Source organism: Legionella quinlivanii (genome assembly GCF_900461555.1).
Taxonomy (GTDB): Bacteria; Pseudomonadota; Gammaproteobacteria; order Legionellales; family Legionellaceae; genus Legionella_C; species Legionella_C quinlivanii.
Genome location: NZ_UGOX01000001.1, coordinates 749,234 through 772,675, shown reverse-complemented (window position 1 = coordinate 772,675; position 23,442 = coordinate 749,234). Strand labels below are relative to the sequence as shown.

The window sequence follows — 23,442 nt, the reverse complement described above, 5'->3', positions numbered from 1 at the left end:
TCCGCACTTAAATCCATGCTTTATTCTTAATTAACTTATCCACAAAATCTGTGGATAACTGTGTGCATAGCTTAGTTAAAACCGTTTGGTTTGAGGAAGGAGATTTCCTCTCAACTAATAGCTACCTTCGCCTGGGTACTGTGGCTTGTCCCTGAGAGATGGTCACAAAATTTGAACATAACATTGATTTTAATTATAATGTTAAACCCCTACGTACCGCGCTTTATGCGGGGTATCCAGGCAATACGTCTGATTGGCAAAGCATTTTAAAACTCACTACCATTTTTATGGATACCCCGCATAAAGCGGGGTACGTAGACTCTTACGGGGTACGTAGGCTCTTATAGGATGGTTAAATTTTGTGACTATCTTTCAGGGCTTGTCTGAGGGACTTAGAAGTTAGACTATTCAGTCTGAATCATATTATTCATTACCACACAATTACGTCCGCTTTCTTTAGCCTGATAAAGTTGGATGTCAGCCAATTTAACCAGTTTCTCCGGAGAAATGGCTGGACTATCCGGCTGCCAGTATGAAATGCCGCCGCTGCAGGTCACAACATTCTTGACCGAGCCATGCGTGCGAGTATCTGCCAGACGGCTTCGTACTCGATTGGGTAAGAGTGCGGCATCATCAATCGGCACATGAGTTGACAAGGTAATGAATTCCTCTCCCCCATAGCGAAAAAAATAGTCATTGGCACGCAGCTCGGAGCGAACGATATTGGCAAAAGACTGTAATACCTCATCTCCGCCATGATGACCGAATCTGTCGTTAATGCTTTTGAAATGGTCGATATCATAAATACAGCAAATCACATTGTATTTTTCGCGCTGCGCACTGACCAGTTCGTTCGCCAGGTGCTTCCACAGAAAGCGGCGATTGTAGCAACCAGTGAGCAGGTCAATTAAACTGTTTTTTTCAAATTTACTGGCCATTGACATCAGCGTTGCATTCAAATGCGCTTTGGCAGAAACATCCTGAATCACTACCAGAGCCATTTGTTCCTCTTCCTGATGAATCGGTAAAATTTCAACATTTTGCTGCATCATATCGAGATCAAGATAAGCTTCTTCATTTAAAGGGATCGGAATAATATATTTATTGAGAATATTGGATAAAACCTGCGGATGTTCATAATTTAATACTTGATCCAGGGCCCAATTAAAACGGACACTGATTTGATCTTCATAGAAGAATTCAAGAGTCTGACCAATTGCTTTTTCAGAATCAATATTGGTTTTCCGTTCCATCCAGTGATTCCAGGCATAAATCCGCCGATCCTGGCCAAACAGAATTAATCCAACGGGAATGGCATCAAAAACCTCTTTGAATAGTAGCCGATTTGCGTTCTCACTAATCATTAATCAACTCCTTGATGCTTCTTAACAGCTTGATTACTGAGTCTTCGGTTAAAATAATAAATAAACTGCCGGACAATTTATCGTTAGATGTCTCCAGTTTGGTTGAGATTGCAATAATATTGCGAGTTAATTTTGAGATTTGCCTGCAAAGATTTTGTAATAAATTATAAAGATTATTTTCATTGTAAACGGGCAGGCTTAATTTTACCGTTTGTGACAGCATATTCATAATGACGCTTAAACAGGAACTAATAATGATATTGCCAATTTCCAGCATCGCTTCCTGCTCACAAGCCCGAGCTTCTTCCTGAGTGAGTTGGGGCGCCTCCCCTATCACAGTAACAGTTAATACATTCGCCTGCTCGCGTTGGAATACTAAAGCCGCAGACCCTTCCAAATCCTGTGAGATATTTTGGTAAACATAAGAAAGTACTTGTTCATCATTAAAGTCATTGTCCTCTGTTAATTCATTGATATTAATGAAAGTAATTTTGGGAATGGAAATTTTAATGGTGGAATTCAATAACAGAGACAATTGTTTCGCTGCTTTACTCATACCAATATTACCAATTTCAATCAGCGCGTCTTCCTGCTCTGCTGTCAGGCTTATCATGATAATCTCTCTAGTAATGCATGCACTTCTTCCGTTGAAACAGGCTTTTCCAGTACATCAAAAAAGCCCAATGCCTTTACTTCATTAATTATAGCCTGCTGGGTATTGGCGCTTAGCAAAACATAATGTGTATCGATTCCCCGATCCATCATTATTTTAGCGATTTCACTACCGGATTTTTCTGGCATATTGTAATCCAATACAATCAAAAACGGCTGTTCGGACTCCGCTTTTTCAACTGCATCCTCCCATTGGCTGGCCTGGATCACTTCATAATCAGGATCGCCAAAAAGACAGGCTCTGAACAGTGCTCTTGCTGTGGCACTGTCATCAACAATCAGAATTTTTTGACCCATGACATTTCCCTCCATTCATAAAAGTTTAGTTAAAAATTCAGGAATTTTCTCCAAATCGATAGATAGGTCAGTGGCTTTGATAGAAAGAGCGACTGCAGGCATACCAAATACTACGGAAGTTTCTTTTGATTGAGCAAATGTAATACAGCCGGCCTGACGCATTTCTAAAAGCCCTGGCGCCCCATCACCTCCCATGCCGGTTAATAATCCACCAATGGCACTTTCAGGGTAATTCTTTGCCAAAGACGAGAATAAGGGAGTAATGGAAGGTCGAAAATGCCCTATTGGCGGTGAGCTTTCTAAAACAGCGATGGGTATTACTTCTCGTTTAATGAGTAAATGGTGATTATCCGGTGCAAAATACACATGACCTGGAAGTAATTTTTGATTATTTTCAGCTATCTCCAAAACCAATGACGTCTTATGCTGCAGCCAATGAACCAAACCCGGTAAAAATCCTTCAGTAATATGCTGTGTAATAACCAAGGGCACGGGGAAGCTTGCAGGAAGCGCAGAAATAATGTAATTGAGCGCCTCCGGACCTCCTGTCGACGAACCGAGAGCAATAATTTTGATAGCCGATACAGTAGCACCTGTTGACTTAATTTGGGACTCTGCAGGTAATGGGGAACGGCGGGAAACCACTTTTACTTCTGATAATGCCCGTACCGAATTGACAATATGTTTTTGCAACTTGTCAAAGCCATCATGGAGAACTCGTTCTGGTTTTTCAATAATTGAAAGCGCACCCGCCTGTAAAGCGCTAAATGTTAATTCGGTCTGGCGCTCATTGGCATGAGAGCTGATGATAATGATTGGAGTAGGACATTGCTGCATGATGGCACGAGTTGCCTCAACCCCATCCATAACAGGCATATAAATATCCATAGTGATTAAATCAGGTTTCAATTCTTTGACAAGTTTAATTGCCATTTGCCCATTTTGAGCGCAACCAACAACCTCGATGTCTGTTTCATTGCTGAGAATCGCGTACAATAATTGCGTGGTCACTTTGCAATCATCCACAATCAGAACCCGGATAGGCTTTTTCATAAAAGTGATTCCATGACGTCAATCAGTGAATGCGTGTCAAATTCGCTTTTAACCAGAAACGCATTAGCACCTGCTTCCAGCCCTCGCCGCTTATCCTCCTCAGAATGAAGTAATGAAACAATAATCACCGGAGTATGAAACAGTTTTTCACTTTTTTTAATTAATTCTGTCAGCTTAAAACCATCCATTTTTGGCATAACAATGTCAGTGATCACTGCATCAAAGGATTTATTCTGTAAAAGTTGCCATGCTTTTTGCCCATTATCGGCACTAACAGTTTCATAACCTGCTGCTTCCAGAGCATTAGTACACAAACTGCGGGTTGTTAATGAATCATCAACTATCAAGACTCTCTTTTTTGAGATCTCTCGCGGCTCTTTACTTTTTGGTGAATGGTTAAACCAGCTTTGTTCATCGGCCTGAGCCCGCTGCATTAATTTTATCGGATCAAGTACCAGAACCAGTTCGCTCTCTCCGGTTAAAGTCACTCCGATGAATTGCTCCAATTTGCCTAGAGGGTAAGGCAGGGGTTTGACTACGCAATCCTGTTCATCGAGAATGGCCTCCACTAATAAAATCAGCGGCTTATTATTAATATTAAGCAAGAGACCATAGTAGTTGCTATTACGGTCAATAACTGCCTTTTCAGCATAAAGAAGATCCTGCAAAACTTTAATCGGAATGGGCCGATTATTCACTATTAAAACAGATTTGTTATCAACCTGCTGAAGCTTATCCGGATTAATTTCATAAAGCGCATCCAATGAAAGCGTAGGCAGCATAAAGGTTTGCTCATTGCTTTTAAAAAACACTCCACGAGTTGTTGCCAGCGTTAGCGGCAAATTAAATGTAAAACAGGTTCCATGACCTGGTGTAGTTTTAACTTGGACTGTTCCCTTGATCTTTTCGATGGCATTCTTAACTACATCCAGGCCCACACCGCGCCCCGACAATTCTGTGATTTTCTTTTGCAAAGAAAAGCCGGATAAAAAGAGACAATCAAGAAGCTGTTCTTCATCAAAATTTTCTACTTCATTCTGATTGTAAAGTCCCGACTCGACTGCATGTTTTCTAATTTTTTCGAGGTTAATTCCCTGGCCGTCATCACAACAGCTTAGTTTAATTTTTCCTGAACTCTGAATGACCTGAATTGATAAAATTGCAGGCTGTGGCTTATTTAACTCTTTTCTTTTTTCATCCGATTCAATACCATGATCAATTGCATTTCGGACCAAATGAATCAAAGGTTCCCGGATGGCATCAATGATTGTTTTATCCAGCTCGATATCTCCACCCTGCACCTGTAACTCAACCGTCTTATTCAAACTGGCAGCTACATCTCTAACCGTTCGATTTAAAGGAACCAGCAGATTGGATATGGGCAGCATCCGCATCGCCCTTAAGTCATCCTGTAAAGACTGAACAGCCCGGCTAAACTCCCCCAGAAACTGCCCGCTGTCTCTGGAAATTGTACCCAGTTTCTTTAGTAAGGGAGCAAGGTCAAAATCGGTTTCATTCAGTTTATTCAGATAATAATCAATGCTTTTAAACCAGTTCATTAGTTTTAAACGGTAGGTTATAAATTCATTCGCTTTTGCACTTACCCGCTCCAGCCTTGCCAGGGGTAATTTAATTAACTCACTCTCCCCCGTGTCCGTATGACTATGAATGGTTTTTCTACCTGATAAGGGTTGCAGATAATTCTCAATATTAATCGGTTTCGCATTACAATGGTCCTCGAGGGCCAGAAGTGTATTGTCAGCGACCTCAAGGCAGGCATTAATCTGACTGATGTCGGGGATATGATGAGTTTCTCGCCATTTGCTGAATAAATCCTCCAGACGATGCGCCATTGAAGCAATCGCATCTATCGATGCACAGGCAGCCGCCCCTTTCATATTATGTGAATAGCGAAACAGTCTTTTTAAAATCTCCTCTACTTCTTCGGCGCTGTGCGCTTTTTCCAGTGAAAGCAGGTCATTAATCATCGACTGATGAAGTTCCTGTAACTCCGTTTTAAAAGTCTCCAGTAACATCTGGGCTAGTTTGGGATCTATAGGCATCACTGCCTCCCTATTCTTTATCGTTTTTTTGATAAATTCTGGCCGTATCGTTAAGTGAATTGGCTACTTTACTGAGGCCGATTATCGCTTGTTTGGTTTGTTCGGTCGCCGAAGTGAAGGAATGAGTCACCTTGTTGATTTCGCGAACACTGATATCGACCTGTTCGATAGCGACCGATTCCTCACGTACTGCCGAGACTATCTGTAGAGAAGCCAGAGAGCTTTCTTCAATCACATTTCCGAGAGCATTGATAATATTGCCAGTGCTTCGCACTTGACGAATATTTTCATCAACGCTTTTATTACCTTCCTCAGTGACCATTACCGCTCTTTCTGCAGTTTGCTTGATATCAAGCAGTATCTTTTGTACACGCTCGGTTGACAGTTTTGATTTTTCAGCTAACTCTTTCACTTCCCCTGCCACTACGGCAAATCCCTTTCCAGTTTCGCCAGCCTTTGCAGCCTCTATGGATGCATTAAGCGCCAGCATTTTAGACTGTTTGGCAATGTCGGCTACCACTTCGGTAATTTCACTAATCTGCTGCGATTTATCATTCAAACTGAGGATAGTGGTGGAAATCTGTTTCATTTTCTCTTGCAGTATTTTCATTGATGCATGCATCGCTTCAATTGCTGATCGCCCATTTTCACCTTCTTTTCTGGTTGCTGTTGCAGAATCGCCTAACTGTTTTGCCTTTTCTAATGTGTGCTGTGTCGTGGCTTTTATTTCCTCAAGTGTCGCACTAATCTGCGTTACCGAACTGGCTTGCTCAGAGGCGCTGGCGGCTTGAGAGATGGCAGAGGCTTCAAGCTGGTTAATCCCCACAGAAAGTTCATTGCTATTGGACAGGATTTCCTGACCGACATCCTGCAGATTCTTGGTTAATGCAGCCAATTGTTCGTCTTTATTTTTTCGTTCCGTTACATCAGTCGCCACCTTAATCACTTTAACCGCTTTTCCTTTTTCATTTAAGATGGGATTGTATGAGGATTGTAACCACACTTCTTTTCCATTTTTTCCTAAACGTTTGTATTCGGACTGGTCATACTCCCCCTGATTTAATTTCCTCCAGAACTCCCTGTATTCCAGACTGTCCCTATACCCTGGTTCAACAAATATACTATGATGCTTACCTTTGATTTCATCAAGCGAATAATTCATAAGATCGAGAAACTTTTGGTTAGCGTCAATAATCGTTCCATCCATGTTAAATTCAATGATGGCCTGTGATTTGGAAATAGCATCAATTTTCGCTAATAAGGCCTGATTGATATGGTTTTCATATTGACTATTTCTATGCCACAACAACAGAGATAAGCCGTTGATCAGCAAGCTGATAATTAATAAGGTTTCTAATAGTTGAACATAATACTCAATTTTTTCTAAATCAGGAGAGCCGTCAGTTAGCCTGCTCAGAACGAATATGTTCAGCAACATACTAATTAATGAAATTAAGAAGATCGTGACAAGTATTAGTGAAAAACGTTTTCTAAACTGAAACTGATTTTGCTCTTCCATTGCTATTCCTTAAAGTTAATTCCATTCCACTTGTTCCAGATTAAGCAGATCAATAATTGATTTCTTATCTAAAATTGCGATATTATTTTTATAGATGCCGCGCACATAAGACTGCCTGTTTTCACTCAATGTCAGCTGAATTAATTCAACCGTTTCATCATAACTGATTTGTCCAACGATAGTATCCGCACTCAAGACAATGCGATAATGATCCTCGCTTAATAATATGAAGTGACTGAATGATTCTGCAGACTTACCAATTAACAGTTGATGTAAATTGACCACTACCCAAGCCTCTGTATTATGGTATAAAAGACCTGAAAATAAAGGATTAACGCCAGGTACAGGCGTAATTTTATGGCTGAGGATAACTTTATCAATTGATTCGTAATCCAGGGCATATTGTTGATCTTCACCCACATAAAATACCAATAAATTACTTGTAGCGTGTGTATTAACCTCCCTCTCTTTCCTGGCCATTAGCGCAGCTCGATCTGCGAGTATTTTTTTTGCTTTTTCATCCAGCAAAGGCTCATTCTTCATGTTGTCCTCGATAATACGAAATGCTTGCCTGAATTGCGTTAATTAAATGGGTTTTGGGTTCATTCGTATAAAAAATTAATTCATCATCATCTTGTGTGCTGGCAAAACGTAACGCCTGGTTTAACCATTTTATTCCTTGTTCCTTTTGTTTCATCTGCAAATGAAGCAAGCCAAGATGATAAGCGGCTTCAGGGAATAAAGGTTTAATATAGAGCGCCTTCTGAAACGAAATGAGCGCATTTTTATTTTCTTTTTGATCGACCTCTACCACGCCAAGCAAAAAATGGCTCATGGCATCCAGGGGGTCAATCCTGATGGATTTTTCAAGTGAAACCTGAGCAGCATTAATATCACCCAAAGCAATCAATGCCTGAGCTTGACAACGGTAAAGCAGTGCTGTTTCTCCTTTAAGAAACAAATTATCAATTTTATTTAATGCCTCTTTATAATTGGTATTGGTTAATAATTCCTGAATAAGTTGAAGCGAATTAGTGCTTTCCTGGGGGCTGGCCTTGTATGAGGGAGCCTCCTTTTCTATTTTTGCCGCATTCAGTTCCGCTTTCTTCGGCTGCTCTTTTACCTGGGTCATTTTTTTTAACCGGTATACGCCTTGAGTCATTTGTACAGAAAAATGATGCTGGCAATGAGTTACTAAATCAGCAGGCCCAAGGAATAAGATCCCTTCATCAACCAAATGCTCATAAAAAAACTGGAGAATATTTTCCACATGGCTTTTTGAAAAATAAATAAATACATTGCGGCAAAAAATTAAATCGAAGCTTTTAAATAACTTTACTGGTTTACGAAGATTGAAATATGAAAAACTGACCCGATTTTTAATTTCGTCATTCAAATAATATAAGGAATCGCGTTTGATAAAATATTTTTCTCTCAGCTTATCTTCGGTAGCGCGCAGCCGTGACTCATTAAATACTCCAGACCTCCCTTTTTCAAGTGCGCTGTAACTGATATCTGTAGCTGCAAGTTCAATAGTCCAGCGATTAATATCGGGAAGCAGTTCATTCAATAAAATGGCAATTGAATAGATTTCTTCGCCTCTGGCACATCCAGCACTCCAAATGCGAAGGCTAAGCGTTTGATTTTTTCTTTTTTCATTCACTAATTGTGGAAGCAATTCGTTTTTCAAACAGGAAAACAGGGGGGAATCGCGGAAAAAATAACTTTCCTGCACCGTTAAAATATCAATAGTTGATTTAATGACCTTGTCATCTCCTGCTCGCAGAGCATTAAGGTAATCTGTTTCACTCAAATTTAATGAATCCATTAATCGCCTGATCTCCTGAACACCTGAATTCATCTGCTGATCAGATAAAAGAAGGCCTGAATGAGCAGCAACCCATTCTTTCAGAATAATAGCCCACTTATTCATGAGCACGCTCCAGGCAAGGTTGAGGCCAGTGCAATAATTGCTCCAAATCCAAAACCCAGGCTGATGACGTTTCATTTTTGATAATTCCTTTGACATAAGCCCAGGTTTTCGGCGGCTGCTGTATAAGCTGTTCATTGACATCACAGACTTCCATCACTTCAGAAACAAATAAACCGATACATTGAGAAGATAGAGAACACAGAATGATAGGGGTGTCCAAATCGTAGGCGACTTTTGATGCTTCAAGCAGTTCGTATAAATGATAAACAGGCACCGCTTGTCCATGATAATTAAGAATACCTGCCAGAGCGGAATGCTGTTGGGGAATGTTTTGCAACTGTGCAATAGGTAAAATGAGATAAACAGAATCCAGAGAGACTAAAATAATCTGCTCCCCTAGCCTGAATTTAAGGTAATAAGATTCCGGCTTCTCGCTCATCCCTGGCTCCGCTCTTTCTATAAAGAATAGCCCAAGCCGCCATCTTTTACATTATCTGGCATAAGCTTTGGGGAGATCCGACCAGCGCGTCGTGTAGCAAGGGGACATTAATTCCCGCTTCATCGCCCATTCCTTCCTGAAACCTTCAGCAGCCAATCTTACAGTTCTTGAACCGTATTTGGTATTAATGCTATCCATCAACTTCATCAAGGTATGAGAACGTTCCAGCTCCTGGTCAGAGGGCTGATTAAACAGATCGGACTGATAATAGTTTTTACTGATTAAATCAGAAAGCAATACACCGGACTTCTGATAATAAACCCCTTTTCGATAAATCTTTTCTAGACAATGTTTCGCCCATTTAGTGATAACACGTACATCATCTGTGGGATTAATCAAACGAAATCCGATCGAATTTGAATACTGTTTCAAATCTTCGCGAAATGGGCTTGAGCGAATAAAAACCGATAAATAATGGGTCATTAAACCTTGTTTTCTAAGCTTGGCCGATGCAGTCGCCGCGTGATGGCTAATGGCCTCCTGGATTTGCTCATAATCGGACTGAAGCCCCCCGAAAGAGCATGAAGTCATAATGGACTGCCGGGGTTCAGGCTCCTCCAACTCAAGGCAGGAAACTCCATTCAATTCTAAAACCGTACGTTGGAGGACGACACTAAATTTCTTTTTAATTAAAAAGTGATCAGCCTTGGCCAGATCTTCGGCTGTATAAATGCCTATCTGGTTCAATCGTTTCGCTAATTGACGCCCTACTCCCCAAATCTCTCGCGCATCCATTTGTTTAAGCCATAAATCTGCACTGCCATTAATTGAATAAACCGGCGTTTTGAGGATCTTTTTTCCTACATGATTAGCGGCTTTTGCCAGGGTTTTAGTCGGCCCAATTCCAATTGAAACAGGAATACCGACCCATTTAAAAATAGTTTTTTGTAAATTCTGACAGAATTCTGTAACCTGAGACAAAGGCAGCGTGCACAAATTTAAAAACGCCTCGTCAATGGAATAAATTTCCGTGTCCGGCCAATGGTCTTCGATGATTCTCATTACGCGATTGGATAAATCCCCATATAAGGCATAGTTTGATGAGAATACCTGCACTCCCATTTTCTTGCACAGACTCTTGACTTGAAAGTAAGGTGCCCCCATTGCAATACCAAGTGCCTTGGCTTCATTGGAGCGCGCAATCACGCAGCCATCATTATTACTAAGAACAACAATTGGAGTGGTTTGTAAATCGGGGCGAAACAGCCGTTCACAGCTGGCATAAAAGTTATTACAGTCAATGAGTGCAAACATAGAGCCACCCTTCTTTAATGGTTAACTCCAATCCCTATGGGCATTTGAATTTTGTACGCAATTCAAATGTAGCTTAAATCTTTTTCCTTGTAAACTGAAATTATTGTAGTTGGGCCCTTGGCCCAACATACATGCAATTGCAGAGTTTCCTTAACTTAATGGCATTTGAGCAGTACATTGCCGGCATGTCTGCGGCGGTTATCCCATCGCCCCAGGGAGAACAAGTGGAAAAACCAATAAGCCAATGACATAAACACCATCGAGTAAAAGCATAATCAGACCATGACGTTTTGTCATTTTCCCTGACTTCCAGAAGATCAGCATTATCCCGATAATCATAATGAACACCCAGCTAAAGGCGTAATATTTCGTAAATAAATCCATCGTCAGCGGCCTGATAATTGCAGCAGTTCCGGTTATTAATCCTAGATTGAGAATATTGGCGCCGATGATATTGCTAATCGAGAGATCGCTCACATTCTTTTTCGCGGATTTAATCGCGGTAATCAATTCAGGCAAGGAAGTGCCCACCGCAACGACTGTCAGCCCGATAATGAATGAAGGGATTTTCAAGGCAGTCGCAATAGCGGTTCCTGAATTTACCAGCAACCAGCTTCCTGATATCACCAGGACAATTCCAAGGCCAAAATACAGTATTGATTTGCCCATTGAAGCATCCGCTTCCAGGATTATGGTTTCTCCTGTCGCGGTTGTTTTTCTGCGCTCGGATCGAGCTTTTACTAAATTTAATAGCAAGTAAACAAGGGCGGAAATAACCAGGAACACCCCTCCCCAGCGGCTAATTTCAAGATTCCATGCAAAAATGAAAACAAATAGCGTAGTGAACAGCATCCATAGCGCGCGTCTTTTAAAAGGAAGGAGTTCAACTGAAATGGGGGCAATAATGGCCGTTAAACTAACGATTAAACCAATGTTGGCTATAGCAGACCCCAGAGCGTTACCCAGGGCGATTCCCGAGTCGCCCAGATAACTTGCGGTAGCCGACACCACAAACTCGGGAGCGGTTGTGGCAAGACTGACAATGGTTCCACCAATAATAAATCTTGGAATTTTCAGGCGATAGGCAATCATCGTACTTGAATTTACAAATAAATCCCCACCCTTGAGGATGAGAATAAATCCCAACGCAAACAAAATCAGCTCAGTAATCATATCACAGGACCGATTGAAGCTCCCTTTCTAACAGTATAGCGAAGAGTTCTATAAAGTATTTTTATTAATTGTCTGAAATTTAACTTACTAAAAAAATCCTGGTTACCTATATAACAAAATACTCTCATTGAGAAATTTTCAAGAATTTTCAGGAGGTTTAATAGGCAATTTTTGCGATTTCATTTTATCAAGTGCAGTTATTGTGACTACAGTGAATGTCGTTGAATAAATATTTTTTACATATTACGATGCTAATAAAAAATAACAGGCTATCTCATGTTCAAGTCCAGGCATCGGATTTATTGGCTCTCTCTTTTCGCTTCGCAGTCCTTGTACGCTTTAACCACACTGAATGTAACAATCAGTTCTGATAATGATCCGGGTGGATTCGGAGAGATAGGTGATCTGAGATATTGCCTGAACTCTATGAATCAGAGTTTAAACACTGCACCCGATGATTATGCCATTGTTTTTGCTTTCCCAATGACCATTCAACTCAATGGGATTCTGCCCATTATTAATAATTCACCCAATCCAGTCAATATCACCATCGGCAACCCAAGTCCAGGCTCCTTAGTCACAATCGATGGCAATAATGGCGCTTACAGCGGGTTTTTTATCCCGATGGGAAATGTGGCCATTCAGAATATGAAGTTTCAGAATCTGAGCGCCAAAGGAGGGAATGGTGGAAATGGAATTTCGGGCGGCGGCGGTGGCATGGGCAGCGGCGGGGCTATTTATGCGCCGCAGGTTTTTTTGCAGGGCTCCAATCCTGCTGTCACCCTGATGAATGTATCGATAGAAAACTGTACCGCTGTGGGTGGAAATGGCGGGAGTTATTTAGGCCCCTCCTCTACTGGCAGTGAAGGCGGAGGCGGGGGCGGCGGCTTTAGCGGAAATGGCGGCGCGATCACAACAACCGGGAGCACTGGAGGTGCTGGCGGCGGCGGTTTTGGGGGTGATGGCGGCGATGTGACTCTTTCCACCAATAATGTGCTCGGCGGTGGCGGAGGAGGCGGAGGCGGCCTTGGATCCAGAGCCACCCTGGGAGTGCCTGGCAATTTAGGCAATGGAGGTTCGGATCAAAACCTGGGGCTGAATGGAAGTGGTTATGGTCTGGCAATCACCGCAGGATCCGGGGGTGGAGGTTACAGCGGAGGAAATGATGCCGGAGGCGGTGGGGGCGGCGGCGCTATTGGACCATTCGTATCTTCTGGAGGCGGCGGAGGAGGAAGTCAGGGAGCGAATGGTATACAGGCTCAAGGCAATATCCCGCCCCTGATTTTTGCCGTACCCTCTGGCGGTGCTGGTGGAGATGGGGCTGGCGGCGGCGGGGGTGGAGTCGTGGCAGTGGCTCCCAGCAATGGAATTGATGGACAAGCTGGCAATGGCGGCTATGGCGGTGGCGGTGGCGGTGGTGCAGGTATCGGGGCTTATGACATCGATTATGCGGTACAGGCCGGCTCGGGCGGACTTGGAGGCGGAGGCGGTGGCGGCGGCGTCAACCAATCAGGCATGAGCCCGGCTGCAGGCGGCAATTCTCTAGGGGGAGCTGGCGGCGGCGGTGGAGGTCCTTCCAATGGCTCGAATGCTATCGGCGGAATTGACATCGGAAATCTCGGAGGAGGTTCTGGCGGATTAGGCGCCAATAGCGTAGGTTCAGGCTTTGGTGGCGGAGGCGGAGGCGGTGGCAGCGGTCTTGGCGGCGCTATCTTTGTGGATAGCAATCTGAACTTTACCATCCAGACACTTCCGGGAGTTTCAACCACTTTTAACACCATAAACAATTCAACCCAGGCCGGGACGCATGGAACTGGCGGCCCGGGAGGTTCAGACGGAACGGATGGATCCGCATTAGGAAATAGTATTTTCTTGCGCACAGGTTCCTCTCTTACATTTATGGCTGAGAACACAGGCGATCTGCTGACGCTTGGCACCCAGGTCGCCTTTACTGACGATACGATTTTTGGTGCCGGAGGAACCAGTGTCAATATCAAGGGAAATGGTACGGTGGCTTATTATGGAACGAGTGATTATCAAGGAACAGTTGTAATTAATAATGCCAATTTCAAAGTCAATGGTCTGATTGATCAGGCGCTTGTCTTTGTCTGCAGAAACAGTAATTTTAGCGCGCAAAGAGGCACGCTCAGCGGTAGCGGAACTTTAACGGGAAATGTTTTTGCCAACTCTGGAACCATTTCTCCGGATCCAGGTGGAACACTTCATCTCGGCAGTTTAACTTTAAATGAAGCAAGTAGTGGCGCGCTCGGCAGTCTTGTTCATATCGATATTAACTCCAATGGCAGCTCTTTAGTCGCGATTTCCGGATCCGCATCTCTTGCAGGTACTCTGGAAATTAACCTCGCCCCCGATACCCCGCCCGGACAATACACCCTGCTTACATCCTCTGGCATCACAGGCAGTTTCAGTTCAGTCACATTCACCGGGAATACCTTAAAAACGCCAATTTATTCAATAGCCTATCTCCCCGTGGGAGCGCCTGCCTTTGTTCAATTTAATTTTATGGGATACCCTTCCCCTCCTCCCCCCCCTCCACCCACACCACCGACTCCTCCCGGAGCGGTTGATATACCAGCCACAGTCAATGGCTCCCCCATTTACAACCCCGCGGTGGTTTGTTGCGGCAGGCCAGTTATACTGGGAGAGTTACCCATTCCAGGTGCGGGCCCAAGCCTTTATTCGCTCATCAACAAAACCGGCAATGTAGTATGCCAAATAGGACAGACTGCAACTCAGAACTTTCTTAAGATGCATGGCAGAAACGGTTCTTGCACCATTATTGGTTCAAAAAATGGCATTTTCTCTAATCCTTTAACGGTAATAGCACCATGAAAAAACTTATAGTAATAACTGCAAATTGTATGATAGCAATGAATGTGGCTGGGGTAGTTTATGCAAATGATGCTCAGAATCCATTTTCAAATCACTGGACGGGATTATATGCTGGCGCAAACGGAGGATTGGTAGTTAATAGCGTTCAGTTAAAATCACAACAATCAGGTTTTATTGACCTTGATGAACGTTGTAATGCCAGCCCCCATTTTTCAAGCTTTTTCCCTGGCCTCCAACTGGGGTATATACATCAATTCGCTAACGATTTTGTAACGGGCATAGAAGCGGATATCCGCTTTAACAGCCATCCAAATGAAGCACTAAACTGCGACTGTCCCTTTAATTCCAATGTCTCCGATCGCTTCACCTTTAAGAATCAGAGACAAAACTCTATTAAAGCCCGAGTGGGGCGAGCTCTGAGCTGGAATAATAACAATCTTCTACCCTATGTGACCGCAGGCGCGAGCTTTGCACATCTCGGATTGACCTACCAGAATGAAGGAAATGATTATTATTCAACCAATACCAGCCATGCAGGATGGTTAATCGGCGCAGGTTTAGAATGGGGATTGGGTGAGAACTGGTCTTTGCGAGCAGAGTATCATCATGTTGATTATGGAAACCCGCTTAGATTACAAATACCCAGCGTCTATGGTTTATTCGATCCTAATGGTAATGCCCGCATTGATTTGAGCTCTAACAGTGTTGTTTTAGCGATTAATTACTGGATTTGAAGCTGTTTCAACCTGATGTTTAACCTCCCTTACAGTTTCCTTAAAGGGAGGCCTCTTTGCCTCATCCCGCACAACTAAAAATCTAATTACACAAATAATAACTTTAAAGTTTTAATTTTAACCACAGATGATATATAATGAGCGGTTTTTATTAAGATGAATCAATTATGCAATTATCGACCAAACTCTCTCAATTTCAAATTGATGCAGCCGCATTATGGTGGAAACTGCATTTGCAAGGGATTTTGAATGCTGATGATCCGACGCTATTGAGCAAAAAGATGACCGCGGAATATTTGAAACTGAGGAAAATTTTTACTGGCAAAGCAGATACTGTTCGTAAAGATTGGCCAGCCCTCTTTGAACAAGTGATCCGTGAATTATTGATGAGACAGAATGAATACGGAGACGCTCATTTATGTTCTTTGGATTTAAATCCTAAAGGGATTCAACCCTCTAGCTTTTTGGCCTACGTGATTAGAGAACTTAAAAGCAGTTATAATATTGAACTCAATATTTTTATGTTTCCAATCCAGAATATTGAAATGAGGTTCATTGGTAAGCATTTCATTATGATTAATGAGCAACGCAGCCACGCTGCTTCGTTCATACAGTCCTGCATGGCAGCAGAATTAATGCATCGGATTTTAACAACCGACAATATTGACCTGTCTGAGTTAAACAATAAATTAAAGAAAAATAAACACTATTTTTCTTTTACCCCTGCATGGCGCATCTTCAAATACTTTGAACGTCTCAAGACATGCTTGGGAGACAGTCAGCAGGAAGCCATTAAATTAGAAATGATGCGATATCGAAATCAGGTTTTATTTGAATTTGATTCGGTTGCTGTCCATCGTTATGCTAATGAAACTGTTGACGACGCGATGATTCCATTTTATTCAAAAGCACCTGGATTTGGCCATAGCCGGGTTACTATACCCTTTTTTAAACCCGCTATAATTGAAAATACCGCATCGCAAGCTATTCCTGGCAATACTGTAAAGCCCACTATATGGTTCTCAGAAGAAGGGTATGCATCAGATGATAATCTTGCAATACTGCGTTCGCCGCGATAACAAAGCAAGTGATTTCGTTGATGCGAGTCAGGATGTTGTCATTCCCGCGCCAGGCGGGAATCTATTCATGATTTGACACTGAGCCAGGATTAGACTACTGCCTGGCTTAGGGGTAAATGCGTGTTATCTCTGATGTTGAAAAAACAAATGATTGTCGCCGTACTCCGAGGCTAAGAGCTCGCTTTCCAACATCAGGCTGCCTACATGATATTCATTACCCTGGTATAAGCCATAAACTTCATAGAGGGGACCGATAGAAACCTGTGACAGGGAAACTCTGAAATCATCGCGTGAATCAGCTGGAATAATATTTTGCACCTCAGCGGCCGGTTTAAAATAAATTCGCTCAGGATAAACCGGAATGCCCGCAGGTTGCCCATCCCTATCCCATGCCGCTAAACGCCATAGACCCAATTCGTTGGCAGGATCGTGTGTCCATTCAAAAATTAACTCAATGGCCCGAAGGATCTTGCCTTTAGGATGCTCGATTTTATTTGAGAAATCCCTGGCAAAAAAGTTCCAGTCACTACCCTGGCCTTCCAAAGAATTAATGGCATGGATATTTACGGAGGAATGCTTATCAATCAAAAATTTAACCGCCATTCCTGGAACAAAACTGGTATCACTGGCAGGCATCGCCATAGATAAGCGTGCTATTCCAATGGCTCCTGTCTTATAAATCCCTGTGAATGGATGATCGTTAGTCGGAATAAATCGGACTTTTCCTACCGAACCATTTGAATGAAGAATTTTTGCCCTTCCTTCAGGCTCTTCATCACTTTCGTAATCAAAAGAAGGACTCAAATTGAAAAACCCTTTAAGGGTAATAAGCAGTTGCTTAAAGCTATTTTCGGTAAGTTTTGGCAGTGGATTACTGGCGTGACTGTCACTTACCTTACTCCACAACAGATTTTGTTTTTCCTCAGCGGATAAGTTTTGATAATTCGCAGGTAATTGCGCAAAAGATATCGAATTAATAAAGAAAAAGGTTATAAAAAAATACATTAAACGACAACGCATTAGTTCCTCCTTGAGATAGAAATCTGGATTCAACGGATAAACTGACATTGTTGCATAAGTGAAGACCTATGCACAAAAGCCCCGTCTTTGCGAGCGTCAGCGAAGCAATCCATCTCCCGGCTTTGTCCGGGTTTCGACATGGATTGCTTCACTTTCGTTCGCAAAGACGACAAGTTACCGCAGAACTTGGACAAAGTTAGAGTAACCGAACAAAAGGAATAAATAAACCAGAAGATTTCTCCTGTTTTTTTATTTAGTCCAGATTAATAGTGTAAGAATGAGAACCCGTTCCATCATAAATCGTATCGATATAGCGAATACCCGTGCAGGACGCCTTAACCGTTGGATGATTAATAAATGGCCCATCCTTGATGTCTAACAAACACCAATGATTGCTATCGTATGCAACCGTAATATGGGCGAAACCACTTTGACATTGTGAGCCATCCTGAATTTCAAAACTACGTGGGCCAACTGGAGTTAAAACGAGCTCCGCATCATGATGAGTCTCTATAATCGTAATGCCTGGATGGCTGATATCACTTAAACGAAAGTAATCTTTATAATTACACCAGGTCAGCTCTGCAGCATGAGCAGTAGTCATTAAACTGGTGGCAGCAAATAGTAGCCATTTTTTCATTGTAAATATCCTTATTGGGAAACAGATTGGATTATATTGGATACACTTGTGGAAACAAGCAAAGATTTTCTGCCGGAGAAATTTGAAGATACCGCTTATCAAGACCCAGAGTAGTCTCGATAAGCGTGAGGGATCTGGATTACTGAACCACTTGTATTTGCATTAAATCATTGTCCGATGATTTATCCTGAACTTCTTCACTTACTTTCGATTTGGCTTTGAAGAATGGCAGGCAGCTTAACAAAGGATTCGATTTTTTCTTTTCAGGTAACTCTGCTTTTTCTTTTTTCAGATCAGGCGGTAAATCCAGCTTGCCAAACTTTTTTGCATCTGAATTTTGCAGTAACAGAGTCTGAATTTTGTAAGAGTTTGGAAAAAGCGCCTGTGAATTAATTCCCTCCCTAAGGGTTACCATTACCCAATGTGAGTCGTCAGGGGAACGTAATTTATCGGATGAACCAGCCGGGGTTAAATTATGACAAGCCTCAACAATGTTCTTTCGCTTGGAAGCACGTAATTCATCGTCAAAGAAATCCAGGGTGCTGCTGCTTAACAATAAGTAGTTCACATTGTCAGGAGCAATTGGTTTCTCTTTATGTAAACCGGACTGATAATAAGCATCTACTGAATTATAAAGCCCCTTAAACGCTTTTGCTTCTTCCTCTGTTTTAAATAAAACACCTTTCCTGCCTTCTTTTTCTTCGTCCGTACAAAGCCAGAGTGTGCTCTTTTTGTGTTCGGAAAATTCTTCAGAATCTATGGAGGATTTAAATTGTCCGTTTTTTCCAGAACCTGCTCTGACTTCTGAATGAATCGCTAATTTGATACTGTCAAATTTATCTTCTTTTTCAAATACAAAAGGAAGAAAGACACATCCTCTTACTAACATCGACTCTTTCTCTTTTAATTCTACTCGCGGCAGAGATAATCTAACCACGGTATTGTCTTTCAGCCATTTATCAGATACAGAAACAGGTTTTATAAACATAAGATCTTCCCAAAATTAAAAGATGTCTATTATATCACTTAATGGTTATATTAGATACACTATGGTTGTTTTTCGCATCCCAGTAAGGCGTTCAATTGCCCAATATTCACATGATCGAATGAATACTAGTTGAAAACTGTTATTATAAAAAATAAACCCCAATTATTTCACTCGACTGAGTGAATATTTCGCCATTAACACTATTATGACGCCAATACCATTATCTCTTCGCTCAAGGACGCTCAGCGGCAATTATTTTTCACACCAAAAACCATGTATACTCTGGGGGGAAAAACGATTAAAAATTTGAATTTTATTCCAGAAAAAACGGATGAAGAGGACCGTGAAAGATATCGCTTAGTAGAACTCTAATTAGCCCCGTTGCTGTGAACCAACTCTCCTAAACAAAGATGAGACTACCACCTCGCGCATTCCTCTTTTATACTATTGGGCTTGACGATTATTTTGATCACAATTCACACAGGATATGCAATGACCGGACAATCCGATATCTTCCCTCTGCTTGAATTACCAATGGAAAGGTATATAGAAAACATTCCCCTCGATTTAAAAACCGTTCAAACTCTGGCTAAGACCTGCACGAAATTTTCTTTTTTCCGACGAAATAGTTTTTTCGGGGATACCTATGCTCTGATGAATTGTGTTGTTGAAGGAAACTATGATAAAGCAGAAGAAATTGTAGAAGAAAATCCTGGTGCAATCTTTTCGCCAGTCAATTATTGTTTTAATCTCCCAACTGCTAACAAGGAGTCTGCCCCTGATTTGGTACAATCAAAGTCCTATTTTAAATACACAAGTCCCTTGCAATATGCTCTGGAAATTAATCATACGCGTATGCTGGCTATTTTTGAAAAATACATAACAGATAACCCTGAAGCCAGGGAAAAATTTGAAAATTGCAAGAAGCAGTTTCCACCATTGGATATCTATCGGTTACTGGATCGAGTCGCTCATGCAGATTATGCTGAAGCAGAAAAACTGGCAAAAGCAAACCCGGACTTAATCTTTCAACATGCTATTCATTACAGCAATACCCAAATTATAGATCCAGATCAACTTCCCCAAGGATTTGATCCCAAATTCCTATATGGCCCAGCATCGCCAGAATATATCAGTCCATTAAAATTAGCTTTTAAAAATTATGATAGTTACATGTGGGCAATGTTTTTGGAGCTAACCGGCAATCAGGAGCAATTTAGCCAACAAATAAAAGAACAACAGGAACATTATGATATTAAGCCTTTATTAGCAGCCTATGACAATTATTTGGCTATCTGTGACGAATACGCTAAAGCATACAGCCCCGTCTCTAGTCCACTGCAAGAAGAGTTATGTCAAAGACTTGATAGTGCATTTAATAAGGTGGGGGAAGAACAAAAGAAAATGCCTCATCATATGTTATTAGAAATATTTCGTCCCTCACTTACAGAAGAGGGCGCAGTTGAGGATAACGCGGCCATGATTTTTTCCCCCTCTTTTGTTTGGAAGAGAGATCACGATTTTAGCATCAGAAAAAATGAGCGTCCTCCTCTCCAGTATATCGGTTTCGATCAGAGTGAGCAGTGCTTTAGTGTAATGAAGGCGGGTCTGCTTTTCCTTGGTAAGGGTATAGGCATTGCTCGAGGATACACACAAGAAGGTGCATTTTTTTGTAATCGTTATTGGCCAGCAAATATCGATCGCAATAATTTCTCAAGGCTATATGATACAAGAGTTAAAGAATTCAGAGATGAATTAGTAGCGGCTTTAGAAAAAACCGACTCTCATTCTTCGATGAGTTTGAATATGAGGTAAATGTTTGCAGCATTTTAATTCAGGCTCTGCTTTAATTTAAATAACTGAAAACTTATCAGGTATTATCGTTTCAAATAAGGAATGATATGGATGTAGTTATTGTTGGAGGCGGCGCATCTGGTATTGCCGCTGCTTTCACTTTAGCCAATGAAAATCACAATGTGACTATCATTGAAGAACTCGAGCATCTGGGCGGGCATTGCTTTGGAGTGAAAGTCTGTGATAACCAGGGCCAGTCCTGGGTTCTGGATGCCGGCGTTACTGATTTTAACCAGGACCAATTTCATCATTTCAAACAATTTATCGATTTTTTCAAGATCCCTTATCATCCTATCAATCAAAGCCTATCGATTATAGATGAAGGTAATAACCTGGTATTTGCCAATATCGACGGCAGGGTCTTTATACGAAAAAACTGCCCTCTGGATGAGGAGTTCTATATAAAAGAAATAAACCGCTTCCGTACAGAAAGTCTGGAATTTTTGTTGAGCAATCCAAATTCAGAAATTTCCCTGGGTAATTATCTTAAGAACCAATCTTACAGCAAAATTTTTAGTGAAGAATATATTTATCCAAGAGCAACAGCCTGCTTTCAGGTTTCCAATACTAATCCTGAAAATTATCGTTTGATTCCATTACTTCAATTTTGGCAAATTCATGGAATTATTGGTCCCACTGGAAAACGAATGGCATTAAATGACGGGATGTTTAGTTATACTGAAGTATTCAAAGACTGGTTTATAAAAAAAAACAGTAATAATCAAATCCTGCTTAATCAACGAGTTCTTGGAATAGCTCGTCATGGTCATAAAATTTCTATTCGGGCAAGCAGTACCTCCGGAGAAACTATATCTCTGAGCTTTGATCATGTAATCGTCAGCATTAATCCATACCATGCCATCAGTCTGTTTGAAGATGCAAAAAAATATGAAAAGAATTTATTAGTCAATTTCCCCTGGCAGCGAGCGACATTCACTATTCATAGCGATAGCAGCATTATGCCAACAGAAAAAGCGCATTGGGGAGGATACAATTGCCTGTATGCTCCTGAACCCTCCACTATTTTAAGACCCACGATTACTTTTTATATCAATAAAATTAAAAATTTGCCTGCCCAGATTCCTGATGTCTTCCTGACACTTAATCCATTTAAACAGATTGATGCAGATAAAATCTATCAGCAGAAGTTTTATATTCACCCGTCTATGATCCATTCCAGCCAAATCAGCAGACAGTATATGAATGAAATTCAAGGGGAAAATAATACCTGGTATTGTGGCTCCTACCTAATACCGCCCCATGTCCATGAGTCTGCATTTATTAGTGGAATTGAAGTAGCTAACAAGCTCTTGCAAAGCGTAAAAAGCTCATCCGATTTAAGAAATAAATCCAACTATAATCCATTATATTTTAGCGATTTTATTGAAAAACTAACTGTCTTTTCTGGTCTTGATCCGATTATATTTCATGATATTGGTCTAATATCAACGATTGAATCATTTCCAGCGAACACTTGTATATTTCAGCAACATGCTCCAGCAGATGGAATGTACATCATTATTACGGGTGAAGTTACGATTGCAGCTCAATCCAGTATGAAGATAGTAGCGACCCTTGGCGCGGGAGAAGTATTCGGCGAGCTTGGCATTTTAGCGAATATCCCAAGAACGGCAACTGCCATTGCCAAAACTGATAGCCAGGTATTCTTTATTCAAAAAAATATTCTGGATGCAATATTCAATCATTCCAACTATTCAGCCTTTATATTCACCCAGAGAATTATCAACTATGTGGCACAGCACATAGAACAAACCTGTTGCAAATTTAATTTCACACCCATAATCAACAAGGAATCGGGACACCCGAAGGCATTTAATGAGCTGAGCAGCAGGCAAAAAGCCCTCGTTGAGTCTTTCGATATATTTTCTTGTTTGCCGGAGCAGCATAAACAAGTTTATTTAAAAAAAAGCAGCTTTTTTTATTATGATAAAAAATCTGGTATTCCCATGGCAATTACCAATCAATTCCTGCTGATAATGATCGAGGGAGAAGCCCAAATTATCATAGAAAAGAATAATCAGGAAACTATGATTATCAAAATCAACTCTGGAGATATAATAAATCCCTGGTTTGTTTCTGACATTCATATGAACTGTTTTAAAATAATCCCCACTAAAAAAACCTTTATTGCAGCCTTTTCACCTGAGAACCTCGACTATTCTAAATTCACAGAACTTGTTATTTGCATTTATAAAAAAATCAAAATTAAACTCGCTGAATTACAAAATCGCATCAATGAGTTGTAAACATATTTAACTAAAAATTTTCTTTTTTTTAAAATTTAATTTAATTGAATATCCCTAAAAAATTTATTGTTAATAATTTCATAATATCTATGGTAGTATAATTCTAATTTCAATTTGATGTGGCTAAATAAATAGTCTTGCAAAATAGCCTTTAACACGGCTTTAATTATAGGCCAAATG

Annotated in this window: 19 protein-coding genes; 5 read left to right on the top strand and 14 right to left on the bottom strand. The window is 41.2% G+C overall.

The genetic code is table 11. From position 1 onward, the window contains the following. Positions 1–404: 404 nt before the first annotated feature. The 11 genes from DYH61_RS03400 to DYH61_RS03350 all read right to left on the bottom strand — a co-directional run bounded on the left by DYH61_RS03400 (position 405) and on the right by DYH61_RS03350 (position 11,827). Positions 405–1,364 carry a sensor domain-containing diguanylate cyclase gene (locus DYH61_RS03400; RefSeq protein WP_058508539.1) on the bottom strand — a complete coding sequence of 320 codons (960 nt, stop codon included), beginning with the start codon at positions 1,362–1,364 and terminating at the stop codon, positions 405–407. Next, positions 1,357–1,977 carry a chemotaxis protein CheC gene (locus DYH61_RS03395; RefSeq protein ID WP_058508538.1) on the bottom strand — a complete coding sequence of 207 codons (621 nt, stop codon included), beginning with the start codon at positions 1,975–1,977 and terminating at the stop codon, positions 1,357–1,359. The genes DYH61_RS03400 and DYH61_RS03395 overlap by 8 nt, the downstream gene beginning before the upstream one ends. Further along, positions 1,974–2,333, bottom strand: coding sequence for a response regulator (locus tag DYH61_RS03390; RefSeq protein WP_112219215.1), 360 nt, complete (start codon positions 2,331–2,333; stop codon positions 1,974–1,976). Before DYH61_RS03390 ends, DYH61_RS03395 begins: the two co-directional genes overlap by 4 nt. 15 nt (positions 2,334–2,348) lie before the next feature. Further along, positions 2,349–3,386 (bottom strand): chemotaxis-specific protein-glutamate methyltransferase CheB, encoded by a 1,038-nt coding sequence (gene cheB / locus DYH61_RS03385; RefSeq protein ID WP_058508536.1) that lies wholly within the window; start codon positions 3,384–3,386, stop codon positions 2,349–2,351. Further along, positions 3,383–5,449 (bottom strand): hybrid sensor histidine kinase/response regulator, encoded by a 2,067-nt coding sequence (locus DYH61_RS03380; protein ID WP_058508535.1) that lies wholly within the window; start codon positions 5,447–5,449, stop codon positions 3,383–3,385. The genes cheB and DYH61_RS03380 overlap by 4 nt, the downstream gene beginning before the upstream one ends. A gap of 10 nt (positions 5,450–5,459) precedes the next feature. Then, positions 5,460–6,968, bottom strand: a complete 1,509-nt coding sequence (locus DYH61_RS03375) for a methyl-accepting chemotaxis protein (protein WP_058508534.1) — start codon at positions 6,966–6,968, stop codon at positions 5,460–5,462. Between the two features lie 15 nt (positions 6,969–6,983). Continuing rightward, positions 6,984–7,511: a chemotaxis protein CheW gene (locus tag DYH61_RS03370; RefSeq protein WP_058508533.1), complete on the bottom strand. Its 528-nt coding sequence runs from the start codon at positions 7,509–7,511 to the stop codon at positions 6,984–6,986. Beyond that, on the bottom strand, positions 7,501–8,901 hold the full coding sequence (locus tag DYH61_RS03365; RefSeq protein WP_058508532.1) for a CheR family methyltransferase: 1,401 nt from the start codon (positions 8,899–8,901) through the stop codon (positions 7,501–7,503). Before DYH61_RS03365 ends, DYH61_RS03370 begins: the two co-directional genes overlap by 11 nt. Beyond that, a complete protein-coding gene (locus DYH61_RS03360) occupies positions 8,894–9,340 on the bottom strand; it encodes a chemotaxis protein CheW (protein WP_058508531.1) in 447 nt (148 codons plus the stop codon). The genes DYH61_RS03365 and DYH61_RS03360 overlap by 8 nt, the downstream gene beginning before the upstream one ends. A 51-nt stretch (positions 9,341–9,391) precedes the next feature. Beyond that, positions 9,392–10,654, bottom strand: coding sequence for a Y-family DNA polymerase (locus tag DYH61_RS03355; protein ID WP_058508530.1), 1,263 nt, complete (start codon positions 10,652–10,654; stop codon positions 9,392–9,394). Positions 10,655–10,852: 198 nt separating this feature from the next. Beyond that, positions 10,853–11,827, bottom strand: a complete 975-nt coding sequence (locus DYH61_RS03350) for a calcium/sodium antiporter (protein ID WP_058508529.1) — start codon at positions 11,825–11,827, stop codon at positions 10,853–10,855. Positions 11,828–12,103: 276 nt separating this feature from the next. On the opposite strand from DYH61_RS03350, the gene DYH61_RS15595 reads away from it, so the two are divergent. From DYH61_RS15595 to DYH61_RS03325, 3 genes are all read left to right on the top strand, one after another. After that, a complete protein-coding gene (locus DYH61_RS15595) occupies positions 12,104–14,680 on the top strand; it encodes a hypothetical protein (protein WP_165482884.1) in 2,577 nt (858 codons plus the stop codon). Further along, positions 14,677–15,414, top strand: a complete 738-nt coding sequence (locus tag DYH61_RS03330; protein ID WP_083499144.1) for an outer membrane protein — start codon at positions 14,677–14,679, stop codon at positions 15,412–15,414. Before DYH61_RS15595 ends, DYH61_RS03330 begins: the two co-directional genes overlap by 4 nt. Before the next feature lie 167 nt (positions 15,415–15,581). Next, positions 15,582–16,493, top strand: coding sequence for a hypothetical protein (locus DYH61_RS03325; RefSeq protein WP_058506424.1), 912 nt, complete (start codon positions 15,582–15,584; stop codon positions 16,491–16,493). A 123-nt stretch (positions 16,494–16,616) separates the two neighbouring features. Here DYH61_RS03325 and DYH61_RS03320 read toward each other — a convergent pair whose 3' ends face one another. The 3 genes from DYH61_RS03320 to DYH61_RS03310 all read right to left on the bottom strand — a co-directional run bounded on the left by DYH61_RS03320 (position 16,617) and on the right by DYH61_RS03310 (position 19,141). Continuing rightward, positions 16,617–17,513 (bottom strand): hypothetical protein, encoded by an 897-nt coding sequence (locus DYH61_RS03320; RefSeq protein WP_234999836.1) that lies wholly within the window; start codon positions 17,511–17,513, stop codon positions 16,617–16,619. 253 nt (positions 17,514–17,766) lie between these two features. After that, positions 17,767–18,153 carry a hypothetical protein gene (locus DYH61_RS03315; protein ID WP_058506422.1) on the bottom strand — a complete coding sequence of 129 codons (387 nt, stop codon included), beginning with the start codon at positions 18,151–18,153 and terminating at the stop codon, positions 17,767–17,769. Positions 18,154–18,292: 139 nt separating this feature from the next. Further along, the gene (locus DYH61_RS03310; RefSeq protein WP_058506421.1) at positions 18,293–19,141 is read right to left on the bottom strand and encodes a hypothetical protein; all 849 of its coding nucleotides are present in this window, start codon (positions 19,139–19,141) and stop codon (positions 18,293–18,295) included. A gap of 453 nt (positions 19,142–19,594) precedes the next feature. On the opposite strand from DYH61_RS03310, the gene DYH61_RS03305 reads away from it, so the two are divergent. Together DYH61_RS03305 and DYH61_RS03300 are read left to right on the top strand one after the other, a co-directional pair. Next, positions 19,595–20,956: a hypothetical protein gene (locus DYH61_RS03305; protein WP_157072283.1), complete on the top strand. Its 1,362-nt coding sequence runs from the start codon at positions 19,595–19,597 to the stop codon at positions 20,954–20,956. An 86-nt stretch (positions 20,957–21,042) separates the two neighbouring features. After that, a complete protein-coding gene (locus tag DYH61_RS03300; protein WP_058506419.1) occupies positions 21,043–23,262 on the top strand; it encodes a cyclic nucleotide-binding domain-containing protein in 2,220 nt (739 codons plus the stop codon). Positions 23,263–23,442 lie beyond the last annotated feature (180 nt).